This window comes from Nocardioides sp. NPDC127514, from assembly GCF_040302125.1.
GTDB lineage: Bacteria > Actinomycetota > Actinomycetes > Propionibacteriales > Nocardioidaceae > Nocardioides.
Genome location: NZ_JBEORF010000041.1, coordinates 1 through 15,066, shown reverse-complemented (window position 1 = coordinate 15,066; position 15,066 = coordinate 1). Strand labels below are relative to the sequence as shown.

Below are 15,066 nucleotides of genomic sequence, written 5' to 3'. Positions count from 1 at the left end.
ATGACCGGCCCGATTGCGCTAGCTCCTGACATTCTCAAGACTTGTCCTCGAATCAGTTGGCGAATGACAAGGAGTCAGAGCGATGAGCACAGGTGTCGAGGAAGTCAGGATCGGGTTCGCACCGGACGAGATCGACCAGTCAGCCAGCACGCGGGACGTGCCCTTCAAGTGGGTGGTCGTCGTCGACCAGGCCCTTCCCGCCGGCCGCGCGGTGAACGCGGCCGTCTGCGTCGCGGGGGCGACCACGCAGCGTACGGTCGGCCTCCTCGGCGAGGACGCGATCGACGCCGACGACTCGACGCACCCGGGCCTGCCTTGGATCGGCTGTACGGTGCTGGGCGCCCCGGCCCAGCGGCTGACCGACCTGCGGCGTCAGGCGGTCGCGCAGCCAGGGGTCGCGGTGATCGACATGCCGACCCAGGCGCAGCACACGAGGGTGTACGACGACTACCTGTTCGCCGTCGGGAACAGTCGCGGTGCTGATCTGTCCTACTGCGCGGTCAGCCTCTTCGGCCCTCGCCGGATCATCGACAAGCTGGTCAAGGGGCTCTCGCTCCTGCCCTGAGCCTCAGGAGGTGGCGTTGCGGACGACCTCGCCCTTGGCAGCCGCCAGCTCGGCGAGCGACTTCTCGTACGCCACCAGCTTCTGCTGCAGCTCAGGGTCGGCGACGCCGAGGATGCGGGCAGCGAGGATGCCGGCGTTCTTGGCGTTGCCGATGGCGACCGTGGCCACCGGGATGCCACCCGGCATCTGGACGATCGACATCAGCGAGTCGAGGCCGTCGAGGTACTTCAGCGGCACCGGGACGCCGATGACGGGCAGCGGAGTGACCGAGGCGAGCATGCCCGGAAGCGCGGCCGCACCGCCGGCCCCGGCGATGATCACCGAGAGGCCGCGACCGGCCGCCTCACGGCCGTAGTCGAGCATCTCCTGCGGCATCCGGTGGGCCGACTTCACGTCGGCCTCCCACTCGATCCCGAACTCGTCCAGCAGCTCGGCCGCGGCCTTCATCGTCGGCCAGTCGGAGTCGGACCCCATCACGATCCCCACGCGCGCACTCATGGGGACAGGCTATGCGCCGACTGACCTGCCTCGTGTCACCGGGCCGACCTCTGTCCGTCATCTGCCTGTCGGTGCTGCCCGCTAGGGTCATCCGACGCCGTCCTGTACGCCCCCGCGACCCCACAAAGGCAGATGGATCCAGCTACGAGCACCGACGTCGTCGTCACCGCGCGCCCGAACCCGACCGCGGTCGAGCGGTTCACCGGGCTGACCAAGGCGGAGCGCAAGACGCTGCCGTCGCGGGTGCGGCAGGTCGCGTCCTGGTCCCGGCAGGCGGCGTCGGCGACCCGCGCTCGGGCCGAGATCGAGCAGGAGGCGGCGGAGGCGGTCGACCACTACCGGGCGAGCGCGGCCGAGCTGAAGCGCGCGGCGCAGGTGGCCTGGCGCAGCATCGCCCTGGACCGGAACGACGGGCCGCGCCTGGCCGCGATCGCGCGGCGTCACGCGCTCGAGCCGGTCGAGGAGATCACCCAAGAGCTCGTCGACTCGCTCGTCGCCGCCGCGGACGACGTGGCGAAGGCCAAGAAGGCCTCCGGGGCGCGTCGCCTGCTGGTGCGCGGGAGCCGCCGCGAGGAGGCCGAGCTGGCCGGCAGACAGGTGCTCGAGCTGCACCAGCGCGCGAGCGAGATCCACGCCCCCGAGCGGCTCGACCAGCTGACCAGGCTCCCGGCCCGGCGCCGGGTACGCATCCGCGAGGCGCTGCTGCCGAGCGTCGGTCTCCTCGAGGCGCTCTCCGACCTGGGCTCGGAGGCGGTGCTGGCTCCGCGCAAGGGCGTCCTCGTGCTGCGCAACGAGGGCGAGACGCTCAACGAGGCCAGGCGCTCCGAGGAGCCCGCGCGTCGGGCGGCGACCGACGCGGCCAACGCGGTCCGGAGCGCCGACACCGACACGGCGGTCAGGTCGCTGCCGGTCGACGAGCTCGCCGAGCTCGTACGCGTCGAGCCCCTCCTCGAGGCCGGGATCACTACCGTCCACGAGGTCATCCATCCCGCCTCTGACCTGCGACAGCTCCCCGGCGTCGGGCCGGCCACCGCGATGCGGATGCAGGAGGCGGCGCAGGCGCTGTGGCAGCGCACCTACGACGAGATGCCGCTCGCGATCGACCACGAGCGTCGCACCCCGGCGGCCACCAGGCTGCTCGCTCGGCTGGCGGAGTGGGAGGCCGGGCGGCGTACGAAGGACGCGGGGGCGGAGCTCGCCCTGGTCCAGTCGCTGCGCCCGCTGACCCGGTCGCTCGACAGTGGCGCGAGGTTCCACCTGATCCTGGCCAACGCGGCCAGTCTCGACGACTTCCAGGGCGCGCTCCGGGCGATCGCTCACCGTGCCGAGATGGCTCGCCGGGTGCGTCCGGGCAACCGGCCGGCCGATCCGTGGGAGGACTTCGAGAAGCGGCCTGCCGACTACTACGCGATGCTCTCCGAGCTCGGCTTCCTCACCGAGGACGAGGACAAGATCCACGGTGACCTGTCGGCCGAGATCATCGAGGCGGTGCGGGCCCAGGAGCTGCGCACCAACAACCTGACCGCGTCGCTGCGCGGCTACCAGCACTTCGGCGTCCGCTTCGCGCTGGTGCAGATGAAGGTGATCATCGGCGACGAGATGGGGCTCGGCAAGACGCTCCAGTCGCTGGCCGTGCTCGCTCATCTGCACGCCATGGGCGCGTCCCACACGCTGGTCGTCTGTCCGGCCGCCGTGGTCACCAACTGGGTGCGCGAGACCGACTCGAAGACGACCCTGGTCCCCCACCGTCTCCACGGCAACCGCCGCCTGAAGGCCGCCAAGATCTGGGTCGAGCAGGGCGGCGTCGCGGTGACCACCTACGAGACGCTCAACGCGATCCAGCCGTTCCTCGACCAGGTCAAGGTCGCCTGCGTCGTGGTCGACGAGGCGCACATGATCAAGTCTCCGCGCACCCAGCGCACCGAACGCGTACGCCGGGTGCTGGACGCCTGCGACCGCGCCATCCTGCTCACCGGCACGCCGATGGAGAACCGCATCGACGAGTTCCGCAACCTGGTCTCCTATCTCCGCCCCGACCTGCTGCTCTCCGCCGACGAGTTCAACCCCCACCGGTTCCGCAAGCAGGTCGCCCCGGTCTACCTGCGCCGCAACCAGGAGGACGTGCTCACCGAGCTGCCCGACCTCGTCGAGGTCGAAGACTGGCTGCCCCTCTCCGTCGCCGACGAGAGGGCGTACGCCGACTGTGTCCGCGACGGCAACTTCATGGCCATGCGCCAGGCCGCCATGCTCCAGGGCACCTCGTCGGCGAAGGTCGAGCGGCTGGTCGAGATCGTCGGCGAGGCCGAGGAGAACGGCCGCCGCGTGATCGTGTTCTCCCACTTCAGGAAGGTCCTCGACGACCTGGTCACGCTCCTGCCGGGCGAGGTCTTCGGCCCGCTGACCGGGTCCGTTCCCGCCGAGGAGCGCCAGCAGATGGTCGACGAGTTCTCGGCCGCCGGGCATGGTGCCGTGCTGGTCACCCAGATCGTCGCCGGCGGCGTCGGCCTCAACATCCAGTCGGCCAGCGTCGTCGTCATCTGCGAGCCGCAGCTCAAGCCGACCATCGAGTGGCAGGCCATAGCCCGCGCCCGCCGGATGGGCCAGCTCCAGTCCGTCCAGGTCCACCGCCTGCTCTCGGAAATCGGCGTCGACCAGCGCATCCACGACATCCTCGCCGCCAAGGCCGAGCTCTTCGACGACTTCGCCCGGGTCAGCGCCACCGCCGCCAGCAGCCCCGAGGCGTACGAGACCTCGCATCCCGACGACGCCGTCACCACCCTCGCCGCCGAAGCCTCCGACGCCGAGATCGCCCGTGACGTCGTCGCCACCGAACGCCAGCGCCTAGGCGTCTGACCCCAGCCGAATCTGTAGTTGTGGAGGCCGAGTCCTCAGTTCTGGGCGCCGAATCGTCAGTTATGGCGAGCGAGTCGGTAGTTCTGGCGTTTGCAGAACTACCGACTCGGCCTCCAGAAGTGCAGTTTCGGCGCCCAGAACTGCAGATTCGGCGGGGTGAAGGTCAGTCGGAGTCGTTGCCGAGGTCGCCCTGGAACCAGTCGGCGGCGTGGCGGGCGCGCTCGAGGCAGTCGTCGAGGTCGTCGCCGTAGACGTTGACATGGCCGACCTTGCGGCCCGTGCGCATCTCCTTGCCGTAGAGGTGGACGCGGAGGTGGGGGTCGCGGGCCATGGCGTGCGGGTAGCCGTCGTAGAGGCGGCCGACGTTCTCTCGGGTCGAGCCGAGGATGTTGACCATCACCGACCACTTCGAGCGGGGAGCGGGAGAGCCCAGAGGCAGGTCCATGACCGCGCGCAGATGATTCTCGAACTGCGAGGTGACGGCGCCGTCCTGGGTCCAGTGGCCGGTGTTGTGGGGGCGCATGGCGAGCTCGTTGACGAGCAGCCGGCCGTCGACGGTCTCGAACATCTCGACCGCCAGGATGCCGACGACGCCGAGCTCACCCGCGATGCGCAGCGCGATCTGCTCGCCCTGGACGGCGAGCTCGGGCGAGAGGTCGGGCGCCGGGGCGATGACCTCCTTGCAGACGCCGTTCTCCTGGTAGGTGTGCACGACCGGGTACGCAGCGGCCTGGCCGCTCGGCGAACGGGCGACGATCGCGGAGAGCTCACGGCGGAAGTCGACGAGCTCCTCGGCCAGGACCTGGACCCCTGCCTCCTCGGCGACGCGGAGCGGCTCGGCGACATCGGCGACGTCGCGTACGACCCAGACGCCCTTGCCGTCGTATCCGCCGCGGGTGGTCTTGAGGACGCACGGGAAACCGAACGCCTCGACCTCTGCGGTGGACGACACGATGGCGTTGCGCGGGCACGGGATGCCGAGCTCGGTCAGCCGCGCGCGCATGACGCCCTTGTCCTGGGCGTGCACGAGAGCGTCCGGGCCGGGGCGGACCGCTACCCCGGCGGCCGTGAGCGCGTGCAGGTGCTCGGTCGGGACGTGCTCGTGGTCGAACGTGACCACCTCACATCCCTCGGTGGCCTTCTTCAACGTGTCCAGGTCGCGGTAGTCGCCGACCAGCTGGTCGGGGATCACCTGAGCGGCCGACACACCCTCGCCCTCGGCGAGAAGCCGGAGCGGGAGGCCGAGCGCGATTGCGGGCTGAGCCATCATGCGGGCCAGCTGGCCGCCGCCGATGATCGCAAGTGTCGGTGCGAGGGTCACGACGACAGGGTAATGAGACTGCCCCGCCGGGGCCGATTTCGCGGATCCCCCTCACGCAATCCGCGAAACCCGACCCCCGGCAGGTGAACGAAGGTCAGGCCTTCTCGAAGCGCAGTCCCTTGCCGCGCAAGGTGGTGATCAGATGGGGCTTCCGGGGGTCGTCGCCCAGCTTGCGACGCACCCATCCCAGGTGTACGTCGATGGTCTTCGACGAGGTGTAGAAGGTCGCGTTCCACACGTCCCTCATCAACTCGTCACGGGAGACGACGTTGCCAGCCCTCTTGATCAGGGCGTGAACCAGGTCGAACTCCTTGCGAGAGAGCGTCAGCTCCTCATCGTTCCGCCATGCTCGCCGGGTCTCCGGGTCGAGCTTGATCTCCTGTACCTCGATCATGAGACCGACATTAGGGAGGTAAAGAGCCCTTGGCAAAGGATTGCACGATATTGCCACTGACATTTTCATGCCAGGCTGCAACGAATTGGGCATGGCAAACGTGCGCCCCCGAATGGCGCACTCAACCATGCCCACGAAGGGCCTGCCGGGTAAAGCAATCAGAGCCCGGCGTTGATCGACTGTTAACTACAACGGAATGTGAACAAAACCGCGAAATCGCAGGTCAGCGACACCCTCGAAGGTCACGATTCAGACACGGCGGACTGCGACGGGCTCCACGATTCCGAAGCCTCGCACCGGTCGAGCGGCCAGTCGCCGGGTCTCGAACTCGTCCTCGGGCATCGTCCCGGCAGTCGCCTCGTCGACGATGATCCGGTTGCGGCGAGCGACGGCGGTCAGCCGCGCGGCCATGTTCACAGGGGGTCCGAAGACGTCGCCGAGACGTGAGACGACGTTGCCGGAGGCGAGCCCGACACGTACGTCCGGCATCCGGGGGTCCCGGCCGATCACGTTGATGATGCCCTCGGCGGTGCCGTATGCCTGGAGCGGGTCGTCGTTGACGAAGAGCACCGAGTCACCGAGCGACTTGATGATCCGGCCGCCCCAGGTCGCCACCACGTCGGCACACCGCGACTCGAAGAGCTCGACCAGGTCGCCGATCTTCTCCTCGGTCAGCGTGTTCGACAACGCGGTGAACGAGACGATGTCGGCGAACCCGACCGTCTGCCAGACGGTGCCTAGCTGCTCCTCGGGGCCGGCGACCGACGCCTCTGCCCGGGCGAGCGCGGCGCGCGTGTGCCGACGCCAGGCGAAGATCATCATCTCCTCGAACGCGCTCTCGAACTGCTCCGAGACCGAGACCGCCGCCTTCAGCAGCTCGGCGGGCGTCCGGTTGTCCTCGTTCTGGGTCTCGACATGGTGCAGCAGGGCGGAGACCTCGTAGTCGGACAGGCGCGCCATCGACTGCCCGATGCCCCGGGTCAGGTTGACGACCAGGTCGAAGCTGACCAGCCCGTTGCCGGCGATCTCGTTGGCCTTGGCCAGGGCCTGCACGTCCGCCTCGTCGAAGAACGCCTCGTCATCCCCGATCTCCGGGAAGCCGAGCGCACGCCACAGACGCTTCGCCTGGTCCAGGCTCACGCCGACCTTCTCGGCGACCTCCGCCGAGGTCAGGTTGACGGGTTGCTTCGATTTCGCCACGAACAGATCATGCCATCCGGCTCGTCACGACCGCCGTCACGACCGCGGACGGAGCCGGGCGTGGATGACGTCGCCCGCACCGACCACCCGCGACCCGTCGTCGGTCGCGATGACGAGGCGGCCGAAGTCGTCGATCTCGGTGGCCACGCCCTCCCAGACCTCCCCGCCCGGCAACTCGGCACGTACCTGCTCACCGACGGTCACCGACAGCTCCCGATAGCGGCGGGCGAGCTCGGTGGGGTCCGAGCCCCAGATCTCGTACGCAGCGCCCAGCTCCTCCAGCAGCGCGGCAAGCATCTCGGTGCGGTCGACCGGCGCGCCGCTCTCCAGCTCCAGCGAGGTGGCGGTCTCGATCGGCAGCTCCACGCGCGTCAGCGAGGTGTTGAGCCCGAACCCGATCACGGCGGCCGCCCCCTCGGGCCCGTCGATCCGCTCGATCAGGATCCCGCAGACCTTGCGACCCTCGATGAGTACGTCGTTGGGCCACTTCAGTCCCGCTGCGTACCCCTTCTTCCGCAGCACCGATGCGACCGCGACACCGGTCATCAGCGGCAGCCACGGCCACCGCTCGACCGGGATCGAGGGCGAGGGCCGCAGCAGCGCGGAGACGGCCAGCGCCGAGCGCGCCGGGGTGGTCCAGCCCCGGTCCAGGCGTCCTCGGCCGGCGGTCTGGTGCTCGGTGGTGATCACCAGACCCGGCGCCTCGCCCGAACGCGCGCGCTCGGCCAGTACGGCATTGGTCGAGGGCGTCTCGTCGAGGACCTCGACGCGCCATCCCCCCGGCAACGCATCGAGCCGGGAACGGTCTAGTGACGGGCGTCGCATCGCGGAAGGAGGCACGGGATTAGATTGGCCCTCGCACCGCACGAAGTCCAAAGGAGCAACGTGAGCGCCGAATCGTCCAACGAGCCAGTCATCGATCTGCACACGACTGCCGGGAAGCTGGCCGAGCTGGAGCGTCGTCTTGACGAGGCTGTCCATGCTGGTTCTGCGAAGGCGGTGGAGAAGCAGCATGCGAAGGGTCGTCAGACCGCGCGGGAGCGGATCGAGATGTTGTTGGATGAGGGCTCGTTCCAGGAGGTCGATGAGCTGGCCCGGCACCGGTCGACCGCGTTCGGGCTGGAGAAGAACCGCCCGTTCGGGGATGGGGTGGTGACCGGGTACGGCACCATCGACGGCCGTCAGGTGTGTGTCTTCTCCCAGGACTTCACCGTGTTCGGTGGGTCGCTGGGTGAGGTCTATGGCGAGAAGATCACCAAGATCATGGACCTGGCGATCAAGACCGGGTCCCCGCTGATCGGGATCAACGAGGGCGCCGGCGCCCGCATCCAAGAAGGCGTCGTGTCCCTGGGGTTGTATGGGGAGATCTTCAAACGCAACGTCCACGCTTCGGGGGTGATCCCGCAGATCAGCCTGATCATGGGCAACTGTGCCGGTGGGCATGTCTACTCCCCCGCGGTCACCGACTTCACCATCATGGTCGACAAGACCTCCGGCATGTTCATCACCGGCCCCGACGTGATCAAGACCGTCACCGGTGAGGACATCACCATGGAAGAGCTCGGCGGCGCCCTGGCGCACAACTCCAAGTCCGGGGTGGCCCACTACATGGGCGCCGATGAGGCCGACGCCATCGACTACGTCAAAGCGCTGCTCTCCTACCTGCCCTCCAACAACATGGAAGAGCCCCCCGCGTTCGAGGAGGTGGCCGACCTGGAGATCACCGGGCTGGACCGGGAGCTGGACACCTTCATCCCCGATGGCGGGAACCAGCCCTACGACATGCACGAGGTCATCTCCCACATCGTCGATACCAATGAAGATGGCGAGGGGGAGTTCCTCGAGGTCCAGCCGCTGTGGGCGCCCAACATCATCATCGGCTACGCCCGGATCGAGGGCCGCCCGGTCGGGATCGTGGCCAACCAGCCGATGCAGTTCGCCGGCTGCCTCGACATCGACGCGAGTGAGAAGGCCGCCCGGTTCGTGCGTACCTGCGACGCCTTCAACGTCCCGGTGATCACCTTCGTCGACGTGCCCGGGTTCCTGCCCGGCACCGACCAGGAACACAACGGCATCATCCGCCGCGGCGCCAAGCTGATCTACGCCTACGCCGAGGCCACCGTCCCGCTGGTCACCATCATCACCCGCAAGGCCTACGGCGGTGCCTATGACGTGATGGGCTCCAAACACCTCGGCGCCGACATCAACCTGGCCTGGCCCACCGCCCAGATCGCGGTCATGGGCGCCCAAGGCGCCGCCAACATCATCCACCGCCGCACCCTGGCCGACCTGGAAGCCTCCGGCGTGGGCACCGACGAGGTCGAAGCCAAACGCGCCCAGCTCATCGACGAGTACGAGACCACCCTGGCCAACCCCTACATCGCCGCCGAACGCGGCTACATCGACGCGGTCATCCCACCCCACGAAACCCGCGCCGAAGTCACCCGCGCCCTACGCCTGCTCCGCACCAAGCGCGAGACCCTGCCCGCGAAGAAGCATGGCAATATCCCGCTCTGATGTGAGCGAAGCGAGCGAGGAGCGGGATATTGCCTGCTTCTTCGCGAGCGCGCCGAGTCGGCGCAAACGGACCGCAGCGAAGCGAAGCGAGCGAGGACCGGATTGCGCCGACTCGGCGAAAGCCCGACGTAAGGCATCTGAAAGACGAAAGGTAGTCACGGAATGACCGACAACCAGGAGCAGAAGCCCCTGCTCAAGGTCATCGACCACAACGCCACCCCCGAAGAGATCGCCGCGATCGTGGCCGTCTTCGCAGCGCTGGGATCGGCCGGAGAGGCCCCGAAGAAGAAGCCCCGCTCTCTCTGGGCAACCCCGCAGCTGCGTACCCCCATCCACCCCGGCCCCGGCGCCTGGCGCGCAAGCGGCCTGCCTCGCTGACGAGGACCGCAATGTCATGATCGCTCCGTGATCACGTTCTCTCGGCGATATCTCCTGGTCACCCTGGCATGGCTGGTGACCCGGGGATGGGTGGTGATCCTCTACGGCTTCCCGGCCGCGGCGGAGGGCTCGTTCTCCTGGTGGGGCGCCGAGTGGGGCGTGGTGGGCGACGTGAACTACTACCGCGACAGTCTCGACGCACTGGCCACAGACGGGGTCGCGGGGACGCTGGTCGAGTATCCGGTGCCGGCGCTGCTGCTGCTCTGGATCCCGTACGCCGCGATCGGCCTGCTCAACCTGGGCGGCGAGGCGTACATCATTGCCGTGCTGGCGATGGCGGCGCTGACCGACCTGCTCTTCATGGTGCTGCTCATCCGCAACCGCCGCGGGACGCACCCGAGGTTCGGGATCTCCGCCGCGGAGGCGTTGTGGCTGGTCGCCGTCCCGGCACTGGGGGCGACGGCGTACGCCCGCTTCGATCTCTTCCCCGGGATCATGGTGGGCCTGGCGGTGCTCTACGCGGCCAGGAGACCGAAGGTGGCTGCGGCGTTCGCGGCCTTCGCGACCGGCGCGAAGTACTGGCCGATCCTGGTCATCCCGGCCCTCGCCGCGAATCGCACCACCCGCCGCGGGGTCATCCTGACCGTGGCCGGCACCGGCATCGCCCTGGCCGGACTGAGTCTTGTCCTCGGTGGCTGGGACCGGCTCTGGACACCGCTGAACTACCAGAGCGAGCGGGGCCTGCAGATCGAGTCGGTCTTCGCGACCCCGGCGATGTACGAGTGGGGCCACGGCGGTCCGGAGAGCGGCTACGCCATCGACTACACCGAGTGGAAGGCGTACGACATCAGCGGGCCGCTGGTCGAGCCGCTGCTCCTCGCGGCGACCATCGCGTCGGTGGTCGCCGGGGCGCTCGTCTTCGTCTGGTGGGTGCTGGCCTGGCGGCGTCTCCCCCGCGGGGAGCGGACCGAGGAGACGATCGTGTGGCTGGTGCTCGCGACCGTGGCCGCGTTCCTGGTGACCAACAAGGTGCTCAGCCCTCAGTACATGCTCTGGCTGCTCCCCGCCGCCTCCGCCGGTCTGGTCCTGCTCCGCGGCAAGGCTCGCCGTCAGCTCGGGATCTGGTCGGTCGTGCTGGTCGTGGTGACGCTGCTGACCCACGAGATCTTCCCGCGGATGTACGGCTACATGCTCACCTTCAACGACGTCGGCTCACCGTGGATCACCGAGGTGCTGGCCTGGCGCAACGGCCTGCTGGTGCTGCTCTTCCTCTACGCCGCGTGGCGCACGACCCGGTTGCTGGCCGCCCTCCCCGAGCGGGGGCGGCCAGCAACCGAGGGTCAGGAGAGGCAGACCTTGGCCACGTCGCCCTGAGCCGAGTAGATCGTGACCGGCTCCTCGGCGAACACCGGCCGGCAGGCCGCCGGGGTGAGCTCGTGCACGGTGGTCCCGTCGTAGAACCCGTGGTCCTCGCAGTTCTCGTAGTTCACGAAGACCTCCCCGGGCTCGCCTCCGTCGCGGAAGATCCGCAGGATGACGTACGCCGTGACCGGCTGCCCCGCGGCACAGTTCTGCGGCGTGTTGGGGCCGGAACGGGCCGGCGCGCTGCGGATCGCCTCCACGAGCCCGGCGGCCTCGGCGCCGGTGATCTCTCGCGAACCGGTCAGCGATGCCGAGGACGGCTCGTACTCGCAGATCGCGATCGACTCCGGGGCATCGCCCTCCAGCGGCGAGGTCGCGGGGTCGGTCTTCGGCCGCACCGGGTCACCCTCGGCCAGCGGCGAGGCGGTCTCGCAACCGTAGGGGTCCTTCGCGACGGTCCTCAGGGACCCCTTGATCTCCTGGTTGACCCGCTCGTCACCCGGCCCGGTCAGAATCGTGGCGTACGCGTCGTCCCCGACCTGGACCCGGGTCAGCAGCCAGCCCTCGTGCTCCCAGGAACCGGTCTGGAGGCTGGCGCCCTTGCCCGGCTTCTCGATCAGGACGTACGGCTGCCACAGCGCGAACGGCACCTTGCCGAACTGCGGCGGGAAGTCGCGGTCGCTGGTCTCGTTGCAGGCGATGGCCGGCACCGGCTGGTTGGTGATGTTCGCGACGTAGGGAGTCCGCGGCACGGTGTCCCACTGGTCGCCGGGCTTCGCGATGCACTCCGGCAGCGCCGGCGCCGTGGCGTCGGCCCACTCCTGGGGCACCTGGAAGGCGATGTCGTAGCGGACCGCCCAGCGGTTACCGTCCGCGGGCGCGGGCAGGTCGTCGCGACGGCGCTCGATGTAGGTGTCCTCCGGCGCGGCGCCCTTCTGCGCGTCGAGCGCCTCGGGCGCGTCAGCGGCACCATCTTCGTCGCCAGCGGTGTCGCTCGCGGCAGTGCTCTCGCCAGCGCCGCCGGTGGGCTGAAGGTTGGCGACCACGCCACCCAGACCGACGACCGCCAGCACCGCGGCGGCTGCGGCCAGGATCCAGGTGGTCCGTCGGCGTACGGGTGCCTTCTCCTCGGTCTTCACCTGGTCCGTCTCGTCGGACACGTCAGCCGGCCCCGACGCATCAGAGGCCCCGGGGATCGCGAGCTTCCGCGGCTCGAAACCGTCGGCCGCACGGGCCAGGGCGGCCCGGAAGGCCCGCTCCTCGCGCTCGAAGTCACTCATTGTCAACCCCCTCGTTCCCTCTCCGCTCATCAGAGCCTTGCTCGTTCAACCGCTGCCTCAGCTTGGCCAGCGCCCGGTGCACATGTGAGCGGGCGGTCGCCTCGGCGCAGTCGAGCACCGTCGCTATCTGCGCGAACGACAGGTCCTCGTAGAACCGGAGGACCACCGCCGCTCGCTGGTTGGACGGGAGCGTCTGCACCAGCTCCCACGCCTCGTCCGCGTCTCGCTCCTCGGGGCCGGGCTCATGGCTGGTCGCCATCGGCTCGACGTCCTCGACCAGTACCAGCCGGCGCCGCTTGCGCCAGCCGCTGATCGACCCGTTGACGATGCTCCTCTTCACGTACGCCTCCGCCGTCCCAGACGCCGCCAGCGACTCCCACCGCGGCAGCGCACGGGCCAGGGCGTCCTGCACCAGGTCAGGAGCGTCGGAGTTGTTGCCGGTCACCAGATAGGCGAACCGCTGTAGCGCGGGCCCCCTCGAGGCCACCCAGGCCCCGAAGTCCGGATCCCTCTCCTGCTCTTCGGCATCCACGGACACCTCCTCTGGCACGTTCACACCCCTCCTACGCGAAGTCTGTCGTGTTCGTTGCGTGTAGCGGGGAATTGAGTTGCCCCAAGACTTACCGGTCCTAAGGTTGGCCGGGTGACCCGTGAAGTAGACGCCCGCACCGACCGCTATGTCGAGGAGCTCTGCGCCCTCGACCCGCTGACCGCGACGTACGTCGGTGTCGCCGGCCACGACGCGGAGCTCCCCGACCTCTCCCCCGACGGGATGCAGGCGGTGGAGGAGCTCAACCGAGCTGCCTACGCCGACGTGGCCGCGATCAAGCCGATCGACGAGCGTGAGCAGGTCGCCAAGGACGCGTTCCTGGAGCGGGTCGGGCTCGACATCGAGTTCGCCGACGCACAGCTGGACCGGAAGTTCGTCTCCGTCATCACCAGCGGCATCCACAACCTGCGCGAGGTCTTCGACCTGATGCCGACCGGCACCGAGGACGACTGGGCCGCGATCGGCGCCCGGCTGGCCGGGATGCCGGACGCGGTCGCGGGCTACACCGCGACCCTCCGGGAGGAGGCGGCGGCCGGACGGGTCTCGGCGACGGCTCAGTACGAGAAGGTCGCCGACCAGATCCTGAGCTGGACCGGGCAGAAGGGGGCCGGCGACTTCTTCACCGGTCTGGTCTCACGTGCCCCCGACGCCGTTCCTGCCTCCCTGCGCGCCGAGCTCGAGGCCTCGGCGGCGAAGGCCAACGAGGCGTTCGCCGAGTTCGGGCGCTTCATGGCCGCCGACCTGGTGCCCAACGGGCTCCCGAAGGAGGCCGTCGGGCGCGACCACTACCAGCTCTCCTCCCGGCGCTACCTCGGCGCCGAGATCGACCTCGAAGAGACGTACGCCTGGGGTTGGGAGGAGCTCAAGCGACTCTCCGACGACATGGAGGCCACCGCTGACAGGATCCTGCCTGGCGCGAGCGTCGTCGAGGCGGCGGCCCATCTCGACAAGGACCCCGCCCGGCAGCTGACCTCGACCGCCGCCCTCAAGGAGTGGATGCAGACCGCCGCCGACCGCGCCATCGCGGAGCTGGCCGACGTGCACTTCGACATCCCCGAGCCGGTCCGGCGGATCGAGTGCATGATCGCGCCGACCACCGACGGCGGGATCTACTACACCGGCCCCTCCGAGGACTTCTCGCGGCCCGGCCGGATGTGGTGGTCGGTGCCCGAGTCGGTCACCTCGTTCGGCACCTGGCGCGAGCTGACCACGGTCTACCACGAGGGCGTACCGGGCCATCACCTCCAAGTCGCCCAGACCGCCTACCGCGCCGAGCTGCTCAACCGCTGGCAGCGGCTGATGTGCTGGGTCTCGGGCCACGGCGAGGGATGGGCGCTCTACGCCGAGCGCCTCATGGACGACCTCGGCTACCTGGACGACCCCGGTGACCGTCTCGGCATGCTCGACGGGCAGTCGTTCCGGGCCGCACGGGTGATCATCGACATCGGCATGCACCTGGAGCTGACGATCCCGGAGGACAACCCGTTCGGCTTCCACCCCGGCGAGGTGTGGACGCCCGAGCTCGGCCGAGAGTTCATCGGGCAGCACTGCCTGATGGAGGACGCCTTCCTCGACTTCGAGGTCGCCCGTTACCTCGGCTGGCCGGGCCAGGCCCCGTCGTACAAGGTCGGTGAGCGGATCTGGCTCCAGGCCCGCGAGGATGCGCGCGCTCGTGCTGGCGCCGCTTTCGACATGAAGGCGTTCCACCGCGCGGCGCTCGACCTTGGCTCGCTCGGCCTCGATCCTCTTCGGGCGGCGCTTGGGCGGTTGTAGGCCTGCTGGTGTCGTCGTCTGCGGACTGTTTTACGGGGCTGGTCTTGGGCCGCCGACCCGTTCTTTGAGGGTCTTCTCGACCTGGCCCGGAGTCAAGGACGGCCTGCGGCCGCCGGCTTCGCCGGTCGCCTTCGGCGATCCTTGACACCGGACCATGTCGAGAAAAAGAGTTGGCTGGCTGTCGGGGCGGCGGCCCGGGTGTGGCCACGGCACATGCACGTACGGCAGGTGACCGCTCCACGCCTGGACCAGACATGGGGTTGGCGGGCGAAAGAAAAATTTCTTCCACCCGCCAACCCCACCCCAGGACAGGCTCCCGCTGAGGCGAACGAAAATTCGTTCGCCTCAGCGGAAGGAAAATTCCTTCCGGCGATC

Annotated in this window: 13 protein-coding genes; 6 read left to right on the top strand and 7 right to left on the bottom strand. The window is 69.0% G+C overall.

The genetic code is table 11. The features are described from left to right. Nucleotides 1-82: 82 nt before the first annotated feature. Nucleotides 83-565, top strand: a complete 483-nt coding sequence (locus tag ABTX24_RS26690; protein WP_350843964.1) for a DUF2000 domain-containing protein — start codon at nucleotides 83-85, stop codon at nucleotides 563-565. A 3-nt stretch (nucleotides 566-568) separates the two neighbouring features. Here ABTX24_RS26690 and purE read toward each other — a convergent pair whose 3' ends face one another. Next, entirely contained in the window at nucleotides 569-1,063 is a 495-nt protein-coding gene (gene purE, locus ABTX24_RS26685) for a 5-(carboxyamino)imidazole ribonucleotide mutase (RefSeq protein ID WP_141805921.1), read from the bottom strand. Between the two features lie 132 nt (nucleotides 1,064-1,195). Between purE and ABTX24_RS26680 the strand changes: the two genes are divergently transcribed. After that, entirely contained in the window at nucleotides 1,196-3,916 is a 2,721-nt protein-coding gene (locus ABTX24_RS26680) for a DEAD/DEAH box helicase (protein WP_350843962.1), read from the top strand. 163 nt (nucleotides 3,917-4,079) lie between these two features. Here the strand turns inward: ABTX24_RS26680 and ABTX24_RS26675 are convergent, their stop codons facing one another. The 4 genes from ABTX24_RS26675 to ABTX24_RS26660 form a co-directional block, all read right to left on the bottom strand. Next, nucleotides 4,080-5,237: a 5-(carboxyamino)imidazole ribonucleotide synthase gene (locus ABTX24_RS26675; protein ID WP_350843960.1), complete on the bottom strand. Its 1,158-nt coding sequence runs from the start codon at nucleotides 5,235-5,237 to the stop codon at nucleotides 4,080-4,082. A 94-nt stretch (nucleotides 5,238-5,331) separates the two neighbouring features. Further along, a complete protein-coding gene (locus tag ABTX24_RS26670) occupies nucleotides 5,332-5,631 on the bottom strand; it encodes a winged helix-turn-helix domain-containing protein (RefSeq protein WP_229788189.1) in 300 nt (99 codons plus the stop codon). Nucleotides 5,632-5,880: 249 nt separating this feature from the next. Further along, nucleotides 5,881-6,831 carry an adenylate/guanylate cyclase domain-containing protein gene (locus tag ABTX24_RS26665; protein ID WP_160025114.1) on the bottom strand — a complete coding sequence of 317 codons (951 nt, stop codon included), beginning with the start codon at nucleotides 6,829-6,831 and terminating at the stop codon, nucleotides 5,881-5,883. A gap of 36 nt (nucleotides 6,832-6,867) precedes the next feature. Beyond that, complete coding sequence (locus ABTX24_RS26660) at nucleotides 6,868-7,617, bottom strand: biotin--[acetyl-CoA-carboxylase] ligase (protein WP_350843958.1); 750 nt, start codon at nucleotides 7,615-7,617, stop codon at nucleotides 6,868-6,870. 99 nt (nucleotides 7,618-7,716) lie between these two features. Here ABTX24_RS26660 and ABTX24_RS26655 point away from each other — a divergent pair, with 99 nt between their 5' ends. The 3 genes from ABTX24_RS26655 (at nucleotide 7,717) to ABTX24_RS26645 (ending at nucleotide 11,100) form a co-directional block, all read left to right on the top strand. Further along, complete coding sequence (locus ABTX24_RS26655) at nucleotides 7,717-9,348, top strand: acyl-CoA carboxylase subunit beta (protein WP_350843956.1); 1,632 nt, start codon at nucleotides 7,717-7,719, stop codon at nucleotides 9,346-9,348. 162 nt (nucleotides 9,349-9,510) lie between these two features. Next, nucleotides 9,511-9,726: an acyl-CoA carboxylase subunit epsilon gene (locus ABTX24_RS26650; RefSeq protein WP_350843954.1), complete on the top strand. Its 216-nt coding sequence runs from the start codon at nucleotides 9,511-9,513 to the stop codon at nucleotides 9,724-9,726. A 27-nt stretch (nucleotides 9,727-9,753) separates the two neighbouring features. Continuing rightward, nucleotides 9,754-11,100, top strand: coding sequence for a glycosyltransferase 87 family protein (locus tag ABTX24_RS26645; RefSeq protein WP_350843952.1), 1,347 nt, complete (start codon nucleotides 9,754-9,756; stop codon nucleotides 11,098-11,100). Here ABTX24_RS26645 and ABTX24_RS26640 read toward each other — a convergent pair. Together ABTX24_RS26640 and ABTX24_RS26635 are read right to left on the bottom strand one after the other, a co-directional pair. Then, entirely contained in the window at nucleotides 11,067-12,368 is a 1,302-nt protein-coding gene (locus ABTX24_RS26640; protein ID WP_350843950.1) for a hypothetical protein, read from the bottom strand. The two genes, ABTX24_RS26645 and ABTX24_RS26640, sit on opposite strands and share 34 nt — an antisense overlap. Continuing rightward, the gene (locus tag ABTX24_RS26635) at nucleotides 12,361-12,900 is read right to left on the bottom strand and encodes a SigE family RNA polymerase sigma factor (protein WP_201451120.1); all 540 of its coding nucleotides are present in this window, start codon (nucleotides 12,898-12,900) and stop codon (nucleotides 12,361-12,363) included. The genes ABTX24_RS26640 and ABTX24_RS26635 overlap by 8 nt, the downstream gene beginning before the upstream one ends. Nucleotides 12,901-13,011: 111 nt before the next feature. On the opposite strand from ABTX24_RS26635, the gene ABTX24_RS26630 reads away from it, so the two are divergent. Further along, nucleotides 13,012-14,691, top strand: coding sequence for a DUF885 domain-containing protein (locus ABTX24_RS26630; RefSeq protein ID WP_350843948.1), 1,680 nt, complete (start codon nucleotides 13,012-13,014; stop codon nucleotides 14,689-14,691). Nucleotides 14,692-15,066: the final 375 nt, after the last annotated feature.

Bases quoted from the DNA above. Each gene is read 5' to 3' on its own strand.
- ABTX24_RS26650 (WP_350843954.1), top strand. From the start codon at position 9,511: ATGACCGACAACCAGGAGCAGAAGCCCCTGCTCAAGGTCATCGACCAC.
- purE (WP_141805921.1), bottom strand. From the start codon at position 1,063: ATGAGTGCGCGCGTGGGGATCGTGATGGGGTCCGACTCCGACTGGCCG.
- ABTX24_RS26640 (WP_350843950.1), bottom strand. From the start codon at position 12,368: ATGAGTGACTTCGAGCGCGAGGAGCGGGCCTTCCGGGCCGCCCTGGCC.
- ABTX24_RS26680 (WP_350843962.1), top strand. From the start codon at position 1,196: ATGGATCCAGCTACGAGCACCGACGTCGTCGTCACCGCGCGCCCGAAC.
- ABTX24_RS26670 (WP_229788189.1), bottom strand. From the start codon at position 5,631: ATGATCGAGGTACAGGAGATCAAGCTCGACCCGGAGACCCGGCGAGCA.
- ABTX24_RS26690 (WP_350843964.1), top strand. From the start codon at position 83: ATGAGCACAGGTGTCGAGGAAGTCAGGATCGGGTTCGCACCGGACGAG.